Below are 19,204 nucleotides of genomic sequence, written 5' to 3'. Positions count from 1 at the left end.
ACAAATAGGAAGTGTTGTGCTGGAGCCGAAGTGGTTTCAGAATAGAGCGGGAAACTGGGAAATACCAGCCGAAGTTGAACAGAATTCAGCCGAACTGGCATAGAATTCAGCTGAATTTGCCAAAATAGCAGCCAACCGGATAATCAGCCTGATCCGGTTCTATTTTCCCTATTAATTCATATCCATATAGTAGTTGTGATTTGATAGTGAAGGGAGAATAGAAGGTGTATTATTTATCTATATCAAAAAGTACCGATATTGAAGGAATTGAGCGGTTTGCGGCACCTCAAGGAGTTGAGCTGCATCATGAAGACATTAGTTCAGGAAAATTTGTTTTATTAAAAGAAGAAGGCTCTATTAAAGGAATGATTGGTCTGGAGCCATGTGGAGATTATGGGGTGCTTAGGTCTTTTCTGTTTAAAGAGGAGGCTCAGGTGCAAGTACCTGCCCTGTTTGAAACGATCTTGGCTTTAGCAAAGGAAAAAGGGTTGAAAAAGATATTTCTGATATCGAATAAACTGCAAGCGTTAGGATTTTTTGAGGCCCTTCAATTTGAAAGAGTGAAAAACGGGGAGATTCCTAAAGACGTAAGAGATTCCTCGGTTGTGGAAAAGGTGTGGACAATAAACGAAACATATATCATGGAAAGAGCCCTATAAGGATGAAATTATCCACGATTTTATTGGCTTTATTCACAGACTGTGGATAAAGCTTGTTTTATTGTATAAATTCTTTTATACTTGCAAGGTGATTTTGTGAAAAATGTCGAGGAATCCTTATTTAATAAGTAATTTATAGAGAATGTTGTAGATTGGTGGCAGGTGATAATAGTGGAAACAAAAATGTGGACAGTGGATAAAATTGTGGATAAAGAAGAGGGTTATCCACAATTGATGGATGCGGCCCAAAAATTGAAAGCCGGAGAGCTGATTGCTTTTCCGACTGAAACGGTTTATGGACTTGGAGCAAATGCTTTACTTGGAGGGTCTGTAGCAGCTATTTATGAGGCGAAGGGAAGACCGAGTGATAATCCTTTAATCGTCCATATTGGAGAAAAGGAACAGGTTCATGGATTGGTGGGAGAAATTCCTGCAGTCGCAGATAAACTAATGGAACAATTTTGGCCAGGTCCGTTGACGCTAATTTTCCAAAAGAAAGAGGGCGTGTTCCCGGATGTTGTAACAGCAGGTCTTTCATCAGTAGCGATCCGAATGCCGGATCATCCGGTGGCATTGGATTTACTGAAAAAGGCGGGCTGTCCCACAGCCGCGCCAAGTGCAAATCTGTCTGGTAAACCAAGTCCGACAACAGCAGAGCATGTTCGCGAGGATTTAGATGGTAAAATTGCTGGGATCGTGGATGGAGGTCCAACTGGGGTTGGCTTGGAATCAACAGTACTTGATGTGACTGGCAGTATTCCGCAAATACTTAGACCTGGTGGTATTACGCGTGAACAACTGGAGAAGGTAGTCGGTGAAGTGTCTGTGGACCCTGGCTTGGTGAAGGACAGTGATGCACCGAAAGCTCCCGGTATGAAATATACACATTACGCACCGAAAGCCCCATTGACCTTGGTTGAGGGTACCCCTCAGTTTATCCAAACATTAATAAATGAAGAGCGGGACTTAGGTAAGCGAGTGGGTGTGTACACGGTTGACGAACATGCCCATTTGTATGAAGCTGATGTTATTATTACTGGCGGAAGCCGTGAGCAGCTGGACACTGTGGCTGAAAAAATGTATGGAGTGCTGCGCCAATTTGATAAAGAGCAGCCAGATCTAATTTTCGGAGAAGTGTATCCGGAGGATGGGATTGGGATTGCAATCATGAATCGCTTGAAGAAAGCGGCAGGAGGAAGAATCATCACACAAGACAAGTTCTAATTGATCCGGGACAGGCATATGTTTATTTAGGCTGGTCCCGGGAGGTTACTTGGATGGAACAAACGATGGTTGAATTTTTTGGCCTGCTTTTTATGGCTTTCGCACTCGGAATGGATGCCTTCTCAATTGGATTGGGAATGGGATCGTACAAGCTGAGGCTTAAGCAAGTACTCATCATTGGTTTTACTGTTGGTATTTTTCATGTGTGGATGCCGCTCTTGGGTATCTTTTCAGGAAAGTTATTATCCGCTCAGTTTGGATTGTTTGCCTCATACGCCGGTGCTGGTTTATTACTATTTCTTGGCTTGCAAATGCTGCTCACTGGAATTCAGGGTAAAGGTGAAACGGTTGTGGCTCCAGTTGGAACAGGATTGATTCTATTTGCGATAAGTGTCAGTTTGGATAGTTTCTCAGTTGGACTGAGCCTCGGAATGCTGGGATCCCGAGCGCTGATGACCATCCTGTGCTTTGGCTTTGCCGCCTTTTTCTTGACGGTGTCAGGGTTGTTGTTAGGGAGAAGAGTACATACATATCTCGGCAAATACAGCCTTGTTTTTGGGGGGAGCATCATGTTTGCGGTTGGGTTAAAGATCATCCTGCACCTGCATGGATAAAGATGTGTATCAGATTAATCTGATACATTTTTTTATTGTCCGTAAATATTCTATAATGGGGACAGGAGGGAAAATACGTTGAAGAATATTTTATTCGTTTGTACAGGAAATACATGTCGAAGTCCTATGGCAGAAGCAATTTTGCGAAATTATAATCTGTCTGATATAGAAGTAAAATCAGCAGGGGTTTATGCCTATGGGGGTCAAACGGCATCTGAGTATACGGTTACGGTACTTGATAAACACAAAATTGTGCAGGACCATGCCTCATCTCCATTAAAAGGAGAAGACATCGAGTGGGCAACCTATGTATTAACGATGACAGAAGGCCATAAGCAGTTAATTGCTTCGCATTACCCTCAGGCGATTGAAAAGACGTTTACATTAAAGGAATTTGTAAGTGACGATCTTGGGAACAGAGATATTTCAGATCCATTCGGGGGTAATGAACAAGTATATGAGCAAACTTTCCATGAATTATCTAAATGGATTAAAAAGCTTGTGGAAAAATTAAAAGACTAGATTTAGGATAGAAACTGTGCAGTTCAAATTGAAGGGAGCCATGTTACCATGAAAGTTATCATTGCATCAGATCACGGTGGAATAAATATAAGAAAAGAAATTATGAACCTAATGGAAGAGCTTGAGATTCAATATGAGGATTTTGGATGCGATTGTGAAACATCTGTTGATTATCCGGATTATGCGTTGCCTGTTGCTGAAAGAGTGGCAAAAGGAGAATTTGACAGAGGGATTTTGATCTGCGGTACTGGAATCGGAATGAGCATCGCGGCGAATAAAGTAAAAGGAATTCGTGCAGCATTGGTACATGATATGTTTAGTGCCCAAGCTACAAGAGCTCATAATAACAGTAACGTACTAACAATGGGAGAGCGTGTAATTGGTCCTGGTTTAGCCAGAGAAATTGCCCGCGTTTGGCTGACAACGGAATTTGAAGGCGGCCGCCATGAAACACGGATTGGAAAAATAGCTGAGGCAGAAAAATAAATCTTAGAAGGGCAGTAGAAGAATGAGTGAGATTAATTTAAAAGAAATAAAAACTCAGGTGACTGCCATTCTCGAAGATTTGGAAGCTCATTTTCCGATGAATGGCCGTTTGTTGGTAATTGGCTGCAGTACAAGTGAAGTAATCGGAAAGCGAATTGGTACAAGCGGGACGATGGAAGTGGCACAAGCAATCTTTGAGGCCATATATGATTTTTCTAAACAAAAGGGAGTCTACTTGGCTTTTCAGGGTTGTGAACATATTAATAGGGCTCTGATTATTGAACGAAAGACAGCTATTCAATATAATCTGGATGAAGTATCAGTTGTGCCTGCCCGGAATGCGGGTGGAGCATTGGCCGCTTGTGCATTTGCTAATTTCGAGAATGCAGTTGTGGTTGAGCATATTTGTGCTGATGCAGGCATCGATATTGGGGATACAATGATTGGAATGCATCTGAAGCATGTTGCAGTCCCGTTGCGTTCAGCGATTAGAGAGATTGGGAAGGCGCATGTAACATTTGCTATGACCCGGCCGAAACTGATAGGTGGGCCGAGAGCTCAATATGATAGAGTAAATATTAGAGAAATGTAAGAATTATACGTCAATGGAATAAATGACTATTGTCCTTTTTCGTGCTAGAATTGAAGGGATTAAATTGAAGATTTGTCCGTTTTGACGAAAAGGGAGGAAGCTATAAGATGAGGCATTTGCAAAAGCAAGACTCGCAAGTATTTGATGCAATTCAACAAGAATTGGACAGACAACGCGGTAAGATTGAGCTGATTGCTTCAGAAAACTTTGTCAGCGAAGCAGTAATGGAAGCTCAAGGATCCGTGCTTACGAATAAGTATGCGGAAGGATATCCAGGCAGACGCTATTACGGCGGCTGTGAATATGTGGACGTAGTTGAGGATTTGGCTAGGGAACGTGCCAAAAAGATATTTGGCGCGGAGCATGCAAACGTACAGCCACATTCAGGCGCTCAAGCAAATATGGCTGTTTACTTTACGATTTTGAATCCAGGAGATACGGTACTTGGAATGAACCTATCCCACGGAGGCCACTTAACTCACGGAAGCCCTGTAAACTTCAGCGGAATCCAATACAATTTTGTTGAATACGGTGTTGATGAAAAAACCCATCTTATAAATTACGAGGATGTTAGAGAGAAAGCAATCCAATGTAAGCCTAAATTGATTGTTGCCGGTGCGAGTGCGTATCCACGTTCAATTGATTTCAAGAAATTCCGTGAAATTGCAGATGAAGTAGGCGCCTATTTAATGGTGGACATGGCTCATATTGCAGGGCTTGTTGCAGCCGGTTTGCACCCAAGTCCAGTTCCTTATGCGGAATTCGTCACGACGACAACTCACAAGACATTGCGCGGACCACGCGGAGGAATGATCCTTTGCAGAGAAGAGTTTGCCAAGAAAATAGACAAGTCCATTTTCCCTGGTATTCAGGGAGGACCTCTAATGCATGTAATTGCTGCAAAAGCAGTGGCATTTGGCGAGGCACTTCAGGATTCCTTTACAGATTATGCAAAGGAAATTATAGAGAATGCAAAACGCCTTGGTGAAAGTCTGCAGAAGGAAGGACTTACGCTCGTTTCAGGCGGTACAGATAATCACTTATTATTAATCGATGTCCGCTCCATCAACTTAACTGGTAAAGTAGCAGAAAAGGTACTGGACGATATTGGTATTACAGTGAACAAAAATACGATTCCATTTGACCCAGAAAGCCCATTTGTAACGAGTGGGGTTCGTATTGGAACAGCGGCTGTTACAAGCCGTGGATTCAAATTGGAGGATATGGATGAAATCGCGGCAATCATCAGTCTCGCCCTCAAGAACCATGAGGACGAAGAGAAACTGAAAGAAGCTGCAGAGCGAGTGACTAAGCTATCTGGAAAATATGAATTATACCCTGAGTATTAAGGGTGAATAGAAGAGGTGTTGGTGAGTCTGATAGGACTTATTGACACCTCTTTTTATGATGTTTGGCAGTATAACATGTCGTTTTATATGGTTTGGGCAAAACGATGCTGAATGGGGATCAATGAGCCTGGAAATTTAGGAATGGCTGGAATGAGGAGTGTTTTGGCTGGTAAAATCCGTGGTTCGGCTGAATTAATATTAAAATTGGCTGGAATAATTGCCGCATTGGCTCAATTAATTCTCATTTCCGCTCAATTCACGGAAATTTCACATCCATTTACGTTTCTTTAACGATTTTAACACTTTAAAAAGTGGATAATAGAGAAGAAGGTATAGAATCATGTTTTATTAAAAAACTAATGAAGACTAAAAAGCTGAGGCGACTGCCCAGCTCCGACAAGCATAAGAGGAGGCACGTAGGGAGGCGCTCTTTCCTCCCGTAGTGGCTACACTTATGACCTCGAGGAGCTAGGAGCCGAAGCTAGATTGAATAAAAAGCTGAAACTCATTTAGGGAACGAAGACTAAAATCGCCACGTCCTGTGGCAACGTCTTCATGACCTACATCCTGTAGGCCCGCGAGGAGTATAAGACAGGATCTCGGAAGGAGGTGTACTTCCCTCCTGCAGAGGTCATGCTTATGTCCTGAGCTTCTAGCTGTTGAAGCTAGATTAAATAAACCTTGAATGCGGTAGATTTTGGCATACAGAAACTTAATTGAACTAATGGAGAATTTTCTGTACAATAAAACGAGTGCAAAAATAGGAACATAAAAGTGAGGAGAGATCCATATGGGAAAAGTTTATGTGTTTGACCATCCGTTAATACAGCATAAGTTAACATTTATCCGTGATAAAAATACGGGTACAAAAGAATTCAGAGAATTGGTAGATGAAGTATCTACTTTAATGGCTTTTGAAATCACCCGAGATCTCCCGTTAGAAGAAGTGGAAATTGAAACGCCAGTCAGCAAATCAACATCTAAAACAATTGCGGGTAAAAAAGTAGCCATTATCCCTATTTTACGTGCTGGTCTTGGTATGGTTGACGGCATGATTAAAATTATTCCGGCAGCAAAAGTTGGACATGTAGGTTTATACAGAGATCCAGAAACATTGAAACCAGTTGAGTATTATGTAAAACTTCCTGCTGACGTAGAGGAAAGAGAATTTATTGTAGTTGATCCAATGCTTGCGACAGGTGGATCTGCTGTCGATGCCATTAGCGCAATCAAAAAGCGCGGGGCAAAAAATATTAAATTCGTTTGTCTAGTTGCTGCGCCTGAAGGCGTTAAAGCAGTGGAAGAAGTCCATCCGGATGTCGATATTTTCATCGCTGCACTTGATGAAAAATTGAATGATCACGGCTATATCGTTCCAGGTCTAGGTGACGCGGGCGACAGATTGTTCGGAACAAAATAAAGATAATTTATAGAGGTGTTCATCAGCCGTTTCTGACTGATGAATACCTCTTTTTTTTGCGGATAATTGACTCGTCTTAGATCAAGTAAGTTCTCTGGGCGATACCTCAACTACACCGCTTTAAGGATTCCAGCATATGCTATTCAGGCATAAAAATATGCTGTGATAGCAGAACTGATTTCATTAAAAGCCTAAGATTTTAAATGTTCATCGCGCTCTTTTTTGATTTCTTGAATTCTCTTTATTTCTTCCTGATATTGTTCCTCGACTTCTGATGTGGCCGGAAGGAAGGATTCATTATTATAATCAACCCTTTTTCCGTAACGGATCATTTCATAAATGATCATACCATTATTAGGTTTTCCGTTAATTGTATGCATTGGTATAACGTCAAACAGAACATAATAAATCGCATAGAAAGCAAAGCGATCCCAAAATGTCTTGAACTCCTCAATAAAATGGTTGGCAATTAAAAAGTTGATGAGGAGGGCGATGGATAGGTTCATTAAAATCGGACCTAGATAGATGCAGATGTAAGCAAACTTACTCTTGCGCTTTAATTCATCATACGAAAACCAGCTATATAAGTGGTAGTATTTGCGAATATCGATCATTCCAATTTTTTTGATACGGGGGCCGGAACCAATCGTAAGTCTCGGATTGATTACGCCAAATAACCAGCTGACTAACAGATAGCCTGTCTCCCGAAGAAAAACAACGACAGGCAAGATGATAAAGGCAGAAATCACTAATGACGTAAGATCGGCCAGACCAAACATAACTCTACACATCCTAACTTAAATTACTCATATACCTGACACTCATACCCAGACCTATTTAACATACAAACAGGAAGAATGTGGACATTCATTTTTTTGTAATCAGGAGAATCAATCCATTACCCGAAAATGGAGAACACAGAACAACCACTATTTATTTTTACATGCATAAGAGACTGCCGTTAATCCATTCTAAAAACAAGGATGTGATAATCATTGAAGCAAATTTTAATTGGAGCTTTCATATTTATTCAATTAATAGTATATGCTCCACATAGTTCTGCTGAGGATATAGAGGTGGTGATGATTGAAACAGTAAAAGACACATCAGCTCATCGAGTGGCGAAAGAGCTGATAGAAAAGTATCCAGCAATCAAACCGCGCTATTATTTCAATTTAGTGTGCAACGGCTTTTCTGCTAGCGTACCTTCTATATTAATACCGAGATTAAAAAAGGAAGAATCAGTTTCAGCTATTTTTCTATCGGGTCCAATTAAAACTACTATTAAAAAGAATTCTCTGCCAAAAGGTCAGCCGCAACTTCAATTCAACCAGCCAATTCAGGCTACGGGCAAAGGTGTAAAGGTCGGAGTGATTGATACGGGAATTGATTATAGGCACCCTGATCTTAAAGCAAACTATAAAGGCGGCTATGATTTAGTGGATCAAGATGAGGACCCAATGGAGACGATGGGGAGCTCTAAAAAAGCAACCATTCATGGGACGCATGTGGCTGGAATTATTGCGGCTAATGGAAAAATGAAAGGGATAGCTCCTGAAGCAAGCATTTATGCATACAGAGCACTAGGGCCGGGAGGATACGGAACAACTGATCAAGTCATTGCTTCAATAGAAAGAGCGGTAAAGGACAAGATGGATATTATCAATCTGTCCTTGGGAGATACGATGAATGGTCCGGATCTTCCTACAAGTAAAGCGCTCGATAAGGTAGTTAAAAAGGGAATAGTGGCTGTTGTAGCAAATGGAAATGATGGACCGGGTATTTGGACGGTAGGTACGCCTGGGACATCAGGGGGAGCGATCAGTGTAGGGGCGAGTTCAGATGCAGGTAAATCGAAGAGGTTGAATTTTACGAAACCATGGGCGGACATTGATTTTCAATTAACAGCAGGCTCCCCCGAGTGGGATTTTTCACATTCTATGATCATGACTTATGCAGGCCTTGGTAAAAGGGAGAATTACGAAAATATCAATGCGAAAAATAAAATTGTGTTAGTGGAGCGGGGAGTAATATCATTTAAAGATAAAGTAAAAAATGCAGTGAATGCCGAAGCTCTGGGTGTAATTATTTTTAATAATGAACCTGGTGAATTAAGCGCTTCTCTCGAAATGAATTCAAAAATTCCCGTAATCACCGTTTCGCAAAAAGATGGGCGAAAAATGAAAAAGGCTCTGGAAAATGGACAACTCACCTGTAGGACAATTGATATAGAAGAAAAAGAGAAATTAGCCTCCTTTAGTTCAAGAGGTCCGGTTATTCATAGCATAGCGATAAAGCCGGATGTAGTAGCACCGGGTGTGAGAATTGAAAGTACGATACCGGGCGGAACGTATCTTTCTTTGCAAGGAACGAGTATGGCTGCTCCTTATGTGGCGGGTGTGGGTGCATTGATTAAAGAGGTTCATCCTGATTGGAGCCCAGAAAAAATCAAATCGGCTTTAATGACCAGTGCTATATCGTTGAAAAATGATAAGGATGAAATATATCATACATTTGAACAGGGAGCTGGTCGGGTAAATGTGAAGGATGCACTGCAAGAGGATACATTTTTAGCTCCGTCATCTGTAACTTTTGGCATGGCAACCAATGGTCGAATGTATAAAGCGAATATAGTAGTAGAAAATAGAAGTAGTAGAAAAAAGCGATATTATTTTTCTATTCCACGTAAGGAAAGATTTATGACATGGAAACTGCCGTTAGCTTTTGTACTTGAAGGAGGCCAAAAGAAGAAACTGGAAGTTCAGCTTGAATTGGATAATTGGAAAGAGAAAAGTGAACTAGATGATGGTTATCTATACCTCAATGAAGCGGGAAGAAATAAGGTGCGCAAGATCCCTTACATTTTTGCAATGACGAAACCTGATTACCCAATTGCTGAAGGGGTAGAGGTTGTTCAAGAGAAAGGCGATCGCAAGATGGAAATAAGTGTTTATTTACCGTTTGGAGCCGATTCTGTAAGATTTACCTTGTATAATGCAGATTCACTTCTTTACATAAAAGATCTAGTAGAAGTGAAAGGTGTTAAAAGAGGGGTACTTAAACAAAAAGTCGACTTACCGGAAAATATCCTCTCAAATTATTACGAAATTGTGACAGAAGTTGAAAAAGACCATCAAAAAGTAGTGCTTAAGAATACAAATTACTTGAAATTTCAGTTAGAATGAAATTTATACACTTATTTTTAACATAATTGATAATTTATTCTAGTATAGGTAATGGATTTCACACCTATCTGAATTGACAATCATTTTTGCCTATTGTATTCTTACATAGGGTATAAATGGTAGGGTTTTCAAATTGACAGACAATTTTCCATTTATATTGTCAATTGTGTTGATTATACACCTCTAATATACATATCTGAGTTGATTCGATACAAAATAATAATCGCAGTGTTTTTCTGCAACGATTTACAATGTCTGCCGGTTTATTATAATTGATCGGCCCAATACTATCGGAATTTTATTGGTAGGTGGCTATAATCATAATCGCTAACAATTGGAACCCCTTATTGTCTCCTGATCGGATTAGTTAGTGAAAGGTGTATATGCTATCCGTTCAAATAACTCTTAATGGAGAAACCTATTCAAATGCTAGAAGTCCACATTGTTTTCAGACGCTATCTGAGGTACACGTTCACCTTATTATCCATTTATGTTATCCTATGGGGAGTAACCCCTTATAAAACAGAAGCCTTGGGAATGACACTTGGCAGTATAATTGGTATTTATAATATTTGGCTTTTATCAAGAAAAACTGCTCAATTAGGTGAGAAAGTGCTTGAGGGAAGCAGCATGAAATCACTTGGGACAATCTCAAGAATGGCAGCTGCAGTTTTAGCTGTCGCCATTGCTATGCGATATCCTGATCAATTTAATGTATTTTTTGTCGTATTGGGATTAATGACGGGTTACCTTGTCATTATGATAGATTTAACAATCCATAACATAAGGCGGGGGGAAAAGAGGTGAATTTAGATTGAATCATGGAGCACCTACAGTCGAATTAATGGGCCTTACTTTTAATCTTGGTAACGTTCTGATGATTACGGTCGCAAGTGTGATTGTATTTTTAATCGCCGTACTGTCGACAAGAAAATTGGCAGTTAAGCCATCTGGTATGCAGAACTTTATGGAGTGGGTCATTGACTTCGTCAGAAACATTATTAATAGCAATATGGACTGGAACACTGGCGGGCGCTTTTTAGTTCTTGGAACGACGCTTATCATGTACATATTTGTTTCAAATATGCTTGGTCTTCCATTCTCAGTTACTTATAACGGAGACCTATGGTGGAAGTCGCCAACAGCCGATCCAGTAGTCGCTTTAACCCTTGCAGTAATGATCGTAGTCCTTACAAACTTCTATGGTATCAAAATGCGAGGCTTTAAAGGGTACAGTAAAAACTTTGTATCACCTATGCCGTTCTTATTTCCGCTTAAGATTATTGAGGAGTTCGCGAATACCCTCACACTGGGCTTGCGTCTATTCGGTAATATTTATGCGGGTGAAATCTTACTCAGCCTACTGGCGGGATCTCTTGCAACAGATTTCTGGAGCAGTGCCCTTGCTATTGGTCCAACCATTGTATGGCAAGGTTTCAGTATATTTATCGGAGCAATCCAGGCATTTATCTTTACGATGTTAACAATGGTTTACATGGCCCACAAAGTCAGCGAAGACCATTAATAATATAAAAAATTTAACTATAGTTATACAAATTAAAGGAGGAACTTCATAATGGATTTGGGAGTTATAGCAGCAGCAATCGCAATCGGTTTAGCAGCTCTTGGAGCAGGTATTGGTAATGGTTTGATCGTATCTCGTACAGTAGAGGGAATTGCACGTCAACCAGAAGCACGTGGTATGCTTCAAACTACAATGTTCATCGGGGTAGCTTTAGTTGAGGCGATTCCTATCATCGCGGTTGTTATCGCGTTCATGGTAATGTAATTGACAATACTGATGGCGGAGAATCTAGGGATTATCTTCGCCATTCCTTTATGTTTACTAAAATCCGGCCGTGAGTTCACGGTTTAAACGTATATGCAATAAAAAAGCAAGCCGTAAAGACTTCTGAAGGGAGTGAAATAGGGGTGTTATTTAATAATTTGGTACTTGGAGCTGCAGCGCATAGCGGTCTAAATACGGGAGATATCATCTTCCAATTAGTCGCTTTCATCATCTTGATGCTTTTACTGAAAAAATTCGCATTCGGTCCTCTTATGGGCATTATGAAACAACGTGAAGAACATGTTGCGAGTGAAATTGAAGTAGCAGAAAAGAATCGTGCAGAAGCAGCTGCTTTGTTAGAAGAACAACGTACTATGCTGAAAGAAGCTCGCCAGGAATCTTTATCTCTTATTGAAGAGGCTAAGAAACATGGTGAAAAACAACGCGAAGAAATCATCGTTGTTGCCCGTCAGGAAGCTGAACGTGTGAAAGAGTCAGCGAAACGTGAAATTGAACAGCAAAAAGAACAAGCTATGGTTCAACTTCGTGAGCAAGTTGCATCCTTGTCTGTTCTAATTGCGTCTAAAGTGATTGAAAAAGAACTTAGTGAAGCTGATCAACAAAAATTGATTAACGATTACATTCAAGAGGCAGGAGAAGAGCGATGAGTAATACAGTTGTAGCAAAACGCTATGCAGATGCTCTTTTCCAAATTGCCAAGGAAGATAATCAAATAGACCGTTTGGAAGGCGAAATGCGGACTTTGAAGGAAGTATTTCTATCAAACAAGGAGCTTACTTTATTCCTTGAGCATCCAAAGGTATCTATGGAGAGCAAAAAAGACGCCATAAGAACGGCTTTTGCTACTATGTCTCCATCTATTCAAAACCTGTTAATGATTCTTGTAGACCGTCATCGCGAGGATATTGTGGCGACTTTGGCAGATGAGTTTATTTTATTAGTAAACGAATACACAGGTGTAGTCGATGCTAAAGTTTATTCTGTCCGTCCTTTAACGAAGCAGGAACAAGAAGGCATTTCAAAGGTTTTTGCCCAAAAAATTGGAAAACAGGCACTGCGCATTGAAAATATCGTAGACAGCAGTCTTCTGGGTGGAATCAAGCTGCGAATCGGTAACCGTATTTTTGATGGTACGGTCTCAGGTAAGCTAGAACGCTTGGAACGTCGTTTGCTGGGTTAATATTAGAAGTTAGGGGTGAAATTCATGAGCATCAGAGCTGAAGAAATCAGCGCGCTGATTAAGAAACAAATTGAAGGCTATCAATCTGATATAGAAATGAGTGAAGTCGGCACCGTAATCGTTGTTGGTGACGGTATCGCGCGTGTTCATGGATTGGACAACGTCATGTCCGGAGAGCTGCTTGAGTTCTCAAACGGTGTAGTTGGTATGGCGCAAAACTTGGAAGAAAATAACGTCGGTGTTATTATCCTCGGTCCTTTCCGCGACATTAAAGAAGGAGACGAAGTACGCCGTACAGGCCGCATCATGGAAGTACCAGTAGGTGAGGCTATTATCGGACGTGTCGTTAACCCTCTTGGACAACCACTTGATGGTATGGGTCCAATCGCTACAACTGCAACATTACCGATCGAAAACAATGCACCGGGTGTAATGGATCGTAAGTCTGTACACGAGCCTTTACAAACAGGTCTTAAAGCGATCGATGCCCTTGTTCCTATCGGACGTGGACAACGTGAATTAATCATTGGTGACCGTCAAACAGGTAAAACATCTGTAGCGATTGACACCATTTTGAATCAAAAAGATGAAAACATGATTTGTATCTATGTAGCAATCGGTCAAAAAGAATCAACAGTTCGTGGAACAGTTGAAACTTTCCGTAAGCATGGTGCATTGGATTACACAATCGTTGTTTCAGCATCTGCATCTCAACCAGCTCCATTGCTATACTTGGCTCCTTACAGTGGGGTAACAATGGGTGAATATTTCATGCGCCAAGGCAAGCATGTCCTTGTTGTATATGATGATTTATCTAAGCAAGCAGCAGCATATCGTGAGCTTTCCTTGTTGCTTCGTCGTCCTCCAGGCCGTGAAGCATTCCCAGGGGATGTATTCTACTTGCACTCCCGTCTATTGGAGCGTGCTGCTAAATTGAACGACACACTTGGTGCGGGTTCAATCACAGCATTACCGTTCGTTGAAACACAAGCTGGAGATATCTCCGCTTATATCCCAACAAACGTTATCTCCATCACAGATGGACAAATCTTCTTGCAATCTGATTTATTCTTCTCCGGCGTACGTCCTGCGATTAATGCGGGTCTATCCGTATCCCGTGTAGGTGGATCAGCGCAAATTAAAGCAATGAAAAAAGTTGCCGGTACTCTACGTTTGGACTTGGCATCATTCCGTGAGCTTGAAGCATTCTCCCAATTCGGATCTGACTTGGATAAAGCAACTCAAGCGAAATTAAATCGTGGTCAACGTACAGTTGAAGTATTAAAACAAGATCTTCATAAGCCATTGCGTGTAGAACAACAAGTATTAATTCTATACTGCTTGACTCGTGGATTCTTAGATGATATTCCATTGGCTGATATCAGACGTTTTGAAGCTGAAATCATTGAATGGACTGCACGTAACCACAACGAATTATTTGAACATATCCGCACTACTGGCGATCTGCCAAAAGAAGAGGATATGAAAGCAGCAATCGCTGAATTTAAAAAACAATTTGTTGTATCGGAATAACAGGATAGGCATTTAATAAAGGATGGTGAGAAGAAATGGCATCATTACGTGATATAGATGCGCGTATAAAATCAACGAAAAAGACGAGCCAAATCACAAAAGCCATGCAAATGGTTTCCGCCTCCAAATTGAATCGTGCCGAAGCAAACGCGAAAGCTTTTGTACCGTACATGGAGAAAATCCAAGAGGTCGTAGCGAGCATTGCGAATGGAAGCTCGGATGCATCTCATCCGATGCTGGTCACTCGTCCTGTGAAAAGAACCGGATATCTGGTTATCACTTCCGATCGCGGATTAGCTGGACCATATAATAGTAGTGTCTTAAGAAAAGTTTATCAGACAATCAATGAACGCCATAAATCCCCGGATGAATACGGTATTATCGTTCTTGGGCGGGTGGGAAGTGAATTCTTCCGTATCCGCGGTATGAACGTTATCCAGGAAATGGTCGGATTGTCTGATCAGCCAAGCTTTGATGACATTAAAGAAATAACCGCCAGTACGGTAAAGTTATTCGCAGACGAAACTGTTGACGAAATCTATATGTACTACAACCACTTTATTAGTGCTATTTCCCAAGAAGTAACGGAAACTAAACTTTTACCTCTTGGAAGTGTAGAAAGCGATGCTGTAGCTACACTTTACGAATTCGAACCAAACCAGGAAGAGATTCTTGAAGTGTTACTGCCACAATATGCTGAGAGTTTAATATATGGCGCATTGTTGGATGGTAAGGCAAGCGAACACGCATCACGGATGACAGCAATGAAGAGTGCAACTGATAATGCTTCTGAGCTTATCGGCTCTCTAACATTGACATACAACCGTGCACGCCAAGCTGCAATTACACAAGAAATTACCGAGATTGTCGGCGGAGCCGCTGCACTCGAATAGATAAAATGGAAATATAGATTCGAACATTCACACGGCATAGAGTAAATAGGAGGGAATGGAATGAACATAGGACGCGTTACTCAAGTCATGGGTCCGGTTGTCGACGTTAGATTTGAAAACGGCAAACTACCTGAGATCTATAACGCTCTGAAGATCAACATTTCCAAAGGAGCGCCTGCTGATGAGGCAGAATACCTTACTTTGGAAGTTGCTCTTCACTTAGGCGATGATACGGTTCGTACGATTGCAATGGCTTCTACAGACGGATTAGTCCGTAATGCAGAAGTAATCGATACAGGAGCACCAATTTCTGTACCGGTTGGAGACATAACACTTGGTCGTGTATTCAACGTATTGGGTGAAAAAATTGATTTAGATGCTCCTTTAGAAGGCAACTATCAAAAAGATCCAATCCACAGAGAAGCTCCAAAATTTGAAGAGTTATCTACTGAAGTTGAGATCCTTGAAACAGGTATCAAAGTAGTAGACTTACTTGCACCTTACATCAAAGGTGGAAAAATCGGATTGTTCGGTGGTGCCGGTGTAGGTAAAACTGTATTAATCCAAGAATTAATCAACAATATCGCCCAAGAACACGGTGGTATCTCCGTATTCGCAGGCGTTGGAGAACGTACTCGTGAAGGAAATGACCTTTACCACGAAATGACTGACTCCGGTGTTATCAAGAAAACAGCCATGGTCTTCGGACAAATGAATGAACCGCCTGGTGCACGTATGCGTGTCGCCTTGACAGGTTTGACAATGGCTGAGTATTTCCGTGATGCACAAGGTCAGGACGTACTTTTCTTCATCGATAACATCTTCCGTTTCACACAAGCCGGTTCAGAGGTTTCTGCCCTGCTTGGACGTATGCCATCTGCCGTTGGTTACCAACCAACATTGGCTACAGAAATGGGTCAATTACAAGAACGTATTACATCCACTAACGTGGGTTCTGTTACATCTATTCAAGCAATTTACGTACCAGCCGATGACTACACGGATCCGGCTCCAGCTACAACATTTGCCCACTTAGATGCAACAACAAACCTTGAGCGTAAACTTTCTGAAATGGGTATTTACCCAGCGGTGGATCCGTTGGCATCTACTTCCCGTGCGCTTTCTCCTGAAATCGTAGGAGAAGAACACTATGAAGTTGCCCGTAGCGTTCAATCTACATTACAACGTTACAGAGAGTTGCAAGATATTATTGCCATTCTAGGTATGGATGAATTGGGAGAAGAAGATAAATTAGTTGTTGCCCGTGCACGACGTATTCAAAACTTCTTATCTCAAAACTTCCACGTAGCTGAACAGTTTACTGGTCAAAAAGGTTCTTATGTACCAGTTAAAGAAACTGTTAGAGGCTTCAAAGAAATCCTTGATGGTAAATACGACAACCTTCCTGAAGATGCATTCCGCCTAGTTGGACGCATTGAAGATGTTGTAGAAAAAGCTAAGCAAATGGGCGTTGAGGCTTAACCGAAGGATCTTATAGGAGGGCGCATATATGAGAACGATTAAAGTTTCTGTAGTTACTCCTGGCGGTCCTGTGTTGGATGAAGAAGTAGAAATGGTCAGTACGAAAGCAAAAACGGGGGAACTTGGTATTCTTGCCGGACATATTCCAATGGTAGCTCCACTTGATATCGGTTCCGTTCGTTTAAAAACGGGTAACAATACAGAATGGGTTGCTGTATCCGGTGGATTCATGGAAGTCAACGGTGAAGAAGTAACCATACTCGCACAGTCAGCTGAACGTGCTGAAGATATTGATACTGCTCGCGCCAAACAGGCTAAAGCACGTGCTGAAAGACGACTTCAAGACAGACAAGTTGAAATTGATGCACATCGTGCTGAATTGGCACTTAAGCGTGCTTTAAACCGTCTAGATATTGCTGAACAAAGACAACGTTAAACGTTGAATAAACTCCAGGGGAGAGGGGCCCCTGGAGTTTTTTTGTACATAACTTGGCAAATGAGAAATATATATAGGATATGAGGAAGGAAGAATGGAACAAGTGGGATGAGAGGACTTTGTCTCTTGCTGTTGGGTCGGTGGGAGGTCGGTCATAGGTCGGTGGTAGATGGGTGAAAGATCGGTGATAGGTATGCGGAAGGTGGGGGAAAGGAGCTCTGGGGTACCTATCAGGCACCTATGCCCTACCTATACTGGGGTAAAGGCCGGTCATAGGTGTGTGAAAGGTGGGGGAAAGGAGCTCTGGGGTACCTATCAGGCACCTATGCCCCACCTATACCGGGGTAAAGGTCGGTCAAAGGTATGTGAAAGGTGGGGGAAAGGAGCTCTGGGGTACCTATCAGGCACCTATACCCCACCTATACCGGGGTAAAGGTCGGTCAAAGGTGTGTGAAAGGTCGTAGAAAGCTCTGCTATCAACTACCTATGAGTCACCTATCATCCTCACCTATCCAATAAAATTGAGATAAAAGTGGTATGACCAAAATCACCATATCATATCGACACGTATATATCAGAATGTTATAATATATACGGTTACATATTGAATATTTAGAAAATTTTAGTGGGGAAAATGGGGGGATGAGATTGGCATCACTACATTGGTATCAGAACAATTATATAATCGTTCTGGTTTTTTTATGCCTTGGAATATTGCTTCCAATTGTAGCATTGTCTTTAGGGAAGTTATTAAGACCTCACAAACCTACCGACGCAAAAGGTACAACCTACGAAAGTGGCTTGGAGCCCTTTCATGATTCAAGGGTTCAATTTAATGTACGTTATTATATCTTTGCCTTGCTGTTTGTTTTATTTGATGTAGAGACCGTATTTCTTTATCCATGGGCGGTAGCCTATGAAAAATTAGGCGTATTTGCATTAATTGAAATGCTGATTTTTGTGTTGATGCTTGTACTTGGATTACTTTATGCCTGGAAAAAGAAGGTGCTGAAATGGAATTAAAATTGGAAGAGCTCTCTCCAAGGGAGAAGGATGAACTGCAACGTACGATATTTTTGGCAACATTGGAACAGGTAAAGGGATGGGCGAGAGGAAATTCCCTATGGCCACTTACATTTGGACTGGCATGCTGTGCTATTGAAATGATGGCTGTTGGTTCCTCGCATTATGATGTTGATCGATTTGGTTCCTTTTTTCGTACATCTCCACGTCAATCAGACGTCATGATTGTTTCAGGGACTGTGACAAAGAAAATGGCTCCTATTTTAAGAAGACTGTATGACCAAATGCCTGAACCGAAGTGGGTCATCGCGATGGGTTCCTGTGCTACCGCAGGAGGTCCATATGTGCGCTCCTATAGTGTAGTGAAGGGAGTCGACCAAATAGTGCCGGTTGATGTCTATATACCAGGATGTCCTCCCAATCCTGCAGCTCTCATATATGGAATCAATAAATTGAAGGAAAAGATTAAATATGAGGCGAAAACTGGGAAGAAGGTGTTGTAGTTGAGCGAAAAAGACTTATCCCAGCAAAAGAAAGAGGCAGCAGAAAAGGCGAAGGAAGCAGCCAAACAAAAGCTTGCTGAAAAGCAATCCTCCGAGCAATCACCTAAAGCAGATCCTCATCAAGATAAAGATGATATCGCTCTCGCGAAAGCAAAAGCGGCAGCAGCGGCCAAGGCAAAGGCAGCTGCAATAGCGAAGCAAAAACGGACAGAGGGAGAAGCAAACTCTGAGTCCACCACACCGCCAGAGGAAACAGAAAAAGAAAAAGCCATCGCCCTCGCGAAAGCAAAAGC

The 19,204-nt window shown here is 41.5% G+C and carries 22 protein-coding genes and 1 pseudogene; 22 read left to right on the top strand and 1 reads right to left on the bottom strand.

Annotated features, from left to right (window positions below; genetic code table 11):
• The first annotated feature begins 224 nt into the window (after nucleotides 1-224).
• From A8L44_RS17160 to upp, 9 genes are all read left to right on the top strand, one after another.
• Nucleotides 225-659, top strand: coding sequence for a GNAT family N-acetyltransferase (locus A8L44_RS17160; RefSeq protein ID WP_066109331.1), 435 nt, complete (start codon nucleotides 225-227; stop codon nucleotides 657-659).
• Nucleotides 660-830: 171 nt separating this feature from the next.
• The gene (locus tag A8L44_RS17155) at nucleotides 831-1,883 is read left to right on the top strand and encodes an L-threonylcarbamoyladenylate synthase (protein ID WP_066109328.1); all 1,053 of its coding nucleotides are present in this window, start codon (nucleotides 831-833) and stop codon (nucleotides 1,881-1,883) included.
• Between the two features lie 53 nt (nucleotides 1,884-1,936).
• The gene (locus A8L44_RS17150) at nucleotides 1,937-2,497 is read left to right on the top strand and encodes a manganese efflux pump MntP (RefSeq protein WP_066109327.1); all 561 of its coding nucleotides are present in this window, start codon (nucleotides 1,937-1,939) and stop codon (nucleotides 2,495-2,497) included.
• Between the two features lie 78 nt (nucleotides 2,498-2,575).
• The gene (locus A8L44_RS17145; protein ID WP_139063883.1) at nucleotides 2,576-3,019 is read left to right on the top strand and encodes a low molecular weight protein arginine phosphatase; all 444 of its coding nucleotides are present in this window, start codon (nucleotides 2,576-2,578) and stop codon (nucleotides 3,017-3,019) included.
• 48 nt (nucleotides 3,020-3,067) lie between these two features.
• Complete coding sequence (gene rpiB / locus A8L44_RS17140; RefSeq protein ID WP_066109324.1) at nucleotides 3,068-3,505, top strand: ribose 5-phosphate isomerase B; 438 nt, start codon at nucleotides 3,068-3,070, stop codon at nucleotides 3,503-3,505.
• A 22-nt stretch (nucleotides 3,506-3,527) separates the two neighbouring features.
• Nucleotides 3,528-4,097 (top strand): TIGR01440 family protein, encoded by a 570-nt coding sequence (locus A8L44_RS17135; RefSeq protein ID WP_066109323.1) that lies wholly within the window; start codon nucleotides 3,528-3,530, stop codon nucleotides 4,095-4,097.
• Nucleotides 4,098-4,204: 107 nt separating this feature from the next.
• Nucleotides 4,205-5,446, top strand: coding sequence for a serine hydroxymethyltransferase (glyA, locus tag A8L44_RS17130; RefSeq protein WP_066109321.1), 1,242 nt, complete (start codon nucleotides 4,205-4,207; stop codon nucleotides 5,444-5,446).
• Nucleotides 5,447-5,596: 150 nt separating this feature from the next.
• A complete protein-coding gene (locus A8L44_RS19050) occupies nucleotides 5,597-5,737 on the top strand; it encodes a hypothetical protein (RefSeq protein WP_175354322.1) in 141 nt (46 codons plus the stop codon).
• 499 nt (nucleotides 5,738-6,236) lie between these two features.
• Nucleotides 6,237-6,866, top strand: coding sequence for a uracil phosphoribosyltransferase (gene upp / locus A8L44_RS17125; protein ID WP_066109318.1), 630 nt, complete (start codon nucleotides 6,237-6,239; stop codon nucleotides 6,864-6,866).
• 191 nt (nucleotides 6,867-7,057) lie between these two features.
• On the opposite strand, the gene A8L44_RS17120 is transcribed toward upp, so the two are convergent.
• Nucleotides 7,058-7,645, bottom strand: a complete 588-nt coding sequence (locus A8L44_RS17120) for a hypothetical protein (protein ID WP_066109314.1) — start codon at nucleotides 7,643-7,645, stop codon at nucleotides 7,058-7,060.
• A gap of 216 nt (nucleotides 7,646-7,861) precedes the next feature.
• On the opposite strand from A8L44_RS17120, the gene A8L44_RS17115 reads away from it, so the two are divergent.
• The 13 genes and pseudogenes from A8L44_RS17115 to A8L44_RS17050 all read left to right on the top strand — a co-directional run.
• Nucleotides 7,862-10,051 (top strand): S8 family serine peptidase, encoded by a 2,190-nt coding sequence (locus A8L44_RS17115; protein ID WP_066109309.1) that lies wholly within the window; start codon nucleotides 7,862-7,864, stop codon nucleotides 10,049-10,051.
• 426 nt (nucleotides 10,052-10,477) lie between these two features.
• Nucleotides 10,478-10,858, top strand: coding sequence for an ATP synthase subunit I (locus tag A8L44_RS17110; protein ID WP_066109306.1), 381 nt, complete (start codon nucleotides 10,478-10,480; stop codon nucleotides 10,856-10,858).
• A 7-nt stretch (nucleotides 10,859-10,865) separates the two neighbouring features.
• On the top strand, nucleotides 10,866-11,576 hold the full coding sequence (atpB, locus tag A8L44_RS17105) for a F0F1 ATP synthase subunit A (RefSeq protein WP_066109305.1): 711 nt from the start codon (nucleotides 10,866-10,868) through the stop codon (nucleotides 11,574-11,576).
• 57 nt (nucleotides 11,577-11,633) lie between these two features.
• Nucleotides 11,634-11,840, top strand: a complete 207-nt coding sequence (gene atpE, locus A8L44_RS17100) for a F0F1 ATP synthase subunit C (protein ID WP_066109752.1) — start codon at nucleotides 11,634-11,636, stop codon at nucleotides 11,838-11,840.
• A gap of 143 nt (nucleotides 11,841-11,983) precedes the next feature.
• A complete protein-coding gene (gene atpF / locus A8L44_RS17095) occupies nucleotides 11,984-12,508 on the top strand; it encodes a F0F1 ATP synthase subunit B (RefSeq protein ID WP_066109304.1) in 525 nt (174 codons plus the stop codon).
• On the top strand, nucleotides 12,505-13,041 hold the full coding sequence (locus A8L44_RS17090; RefSeq protein ID WP_066109301.1) for a F0F1 ATP synthase subunit delta: 537 nt from the start codon (nucleotides 12,505-12,507) through the stop codon (nucleotides 13,039-13,041). Before atpF ends, A8L44_RS17090 begins: the two co-directional genes overlap by 4 nt.
• A 24-nt stretch (nucleotides 13,042-13,065) precedes the next feature.
• Entirely contained in the window at nucleotides 13,066-14,574 is a 1,509-nt protein-coding gene (gene atpA, locus A8L44_RS17085; protein ID WP_066109298.1) for a F0F1 ATP synthase subunit alpha, read from the top strand.
• A gap of 35 nt (nucleotides 14,575-14,609) precedes the next feature.
• Complete coding sequence (gene atpG / locus A8L44_RS17080; RefSeq protein ID WP_066109294.1) at nucleotides 14,610-15,467, top strand: ATP synthase F1 subunit gamma; 858 nt, start codon at nucleotides 14,610-14,612, stop codon at nucleotides 15,465-15,467.
• 60 nt (nucleotides 15,468-15,527) lie between these two features.
• On the top strand, nucleotides 15,528-16,949 hold the full coding sequence (gene atpD / locus A8L44_RS17075) for a F0F1 ATP synthase subunit beta (RefSeq protein WP_066109291.1): 1,422 nt from the start codon (nucleotides 15,528-15,530) through the stop codon (nucleotides 16,947-16,949).
• A 28-nt stretch (nucleotides 16,950-16,977) separates the two neighbouring features.
• A complete protein-coding gene (locus A8L44_RS17070; protein ID WP_066109289.1) occupies nucleotides 16,978-17,385 on the top strand; it encodes a F0F1 ATP synthase subunit epsilon in 408 nt (135 codons plus the stop codon).
• Between the two features lie 648 nt (nucleotides 17,386-18,033).
• On the top strand, nucleotides 18,034-18,408 hold the full coding sequence (locus A8L44_RS17060; RefSeq protein WP_175354321.1) for an NADH-quinone oxidoreductase subunit A: 375 nt from the start codon (nucleotides 18,034-18,036) through the stop codon (nucleotides 18,406-18,408).
• Nucleotides 18,399-18,911 carry a NuoB/complex I 20 kDa subunit family protein gene (locus tag A8L44_RS17055; RefSeq protein ID WP_066109280.1) on the top strand — a complete coding sequence of 171 codons (513 nt, stop codon included), beginning with the start codon at nucleotides 18,399-18,401 and terminating at the stop codon, nucleotides 18,909-18,911. Before A8L44_RS17060 ends, A8L44_RS17055 begins: the two co-directional genes overlap by 10 nt.
• Nucleotides 18,912-19,204 (top strand): annotated as a pseudogene (locus tag A8L44_RS17050) (NADH-quinone oxidoreductase subunit C); the annotation flags it as partial.

The organism is Bacillus sp. FJAT-27986 (genome assembly GCF_001685035.1).
Classification (GTDB): domain Bacteria; phylum Bacillota; class Bacilli; order Bacillales; family Pradoshiaceae; genus Pradoshia.
Note: the sequence above shows the minus strand (reverse complement) of the source record. Positions and strands in the feature narration are given on the sequence as shown.

Coding starts and splice junctions, on each gene's coding strand:
- A8L44_RS17150 (WP_066109327.1), top strand. CDS start 1,937: ATGGAACAAACGATGGTTGAATTTTTTGGCCTGCTTTTTATGGCTTTC.
- rpiB (WP_066109324.1), top strand. CDS start 3,068: ATGAAAGTTATCATTGCATCAGATCACGGTGGAATAAATATAAGAAAA.
- A8L44_RS17135 (WP_066109323.1), top strand. CDS start 3,528: ATGAGTGAGATTAATTTAAAAGAAATAAAAACTCAGGTGACTGCCATT.
- glyA (WP_066109321.1), top strand. CDS start 4,205: ATGAGGCATTTGCAAAAGCAAGACTCGCAAGTATTTGATGCAATTCAA.
- A8L44_RS19050 (WP_175354322.1), top strand. CDS start 5,597: ATGAGGAGTGTTTTGGCTGGTAAAATCCGTGGTTCGGCTGAATTAATA.
- upp (WP_066109318.1), top strand. CDS start 6,237: ATGGGAAAAGTTTATGTGTTTGACCATCCGTTAATACAGCATAAGTTA.
- A8L44_RS17120 (WP_066109314.1), bottom strand. CDS start 7,645: ATGTTTGGTCTGGCCGATCTTACGTCATTAGTGATTTCTGCCTTTATC.
- A8L44_RS17110 (WP_066109306.1), top strand. CDS start 10,478: ATGCTAGAAGTCCACATTGTTTTCAGACGCTATCTGAGGTACACGTTC.
- A8L44_RS17090 (WP_066109301.1), top strand. CDS start 12,505: ATGAGTAATACAGTTGTAGCAAAACGCTATGCAGATGCTCTTTTCCAA.
- atpA (WP_066109298.1), top strand. CDS start 13,066: ATGAGCATCAGAGCTGAAGAAATCAGCGCGCTGATTAAGAAACAAATT.
- atpG (WP_066109294.1), top strand. CDS start 14,610: ATGGCATCATTACGTGATATAGATGCGCGTATAAAATCAACGAAAAAG.
- atpD (WP_066109291.1), top strand. CDS start 15,528: ATGAACATAGGACGCGTTACTCAAGTCATGGGTCCGGTTGTCGACGTT.
- A8L44_RS17070 (WP_066109289.1), top strand. CDS start 16,978: ATGAGAACGATTAAAGTTTCTGTAGTTACTCCTGGCGGTCCTGTGTTG.
- A8L44_RS17055 (WP_066109280.1), top strand. CDS start 18,399: ATGGAATTAAAATTGGAAGAGCTCTCTCCAAGGGAGAAGGATGAACTG.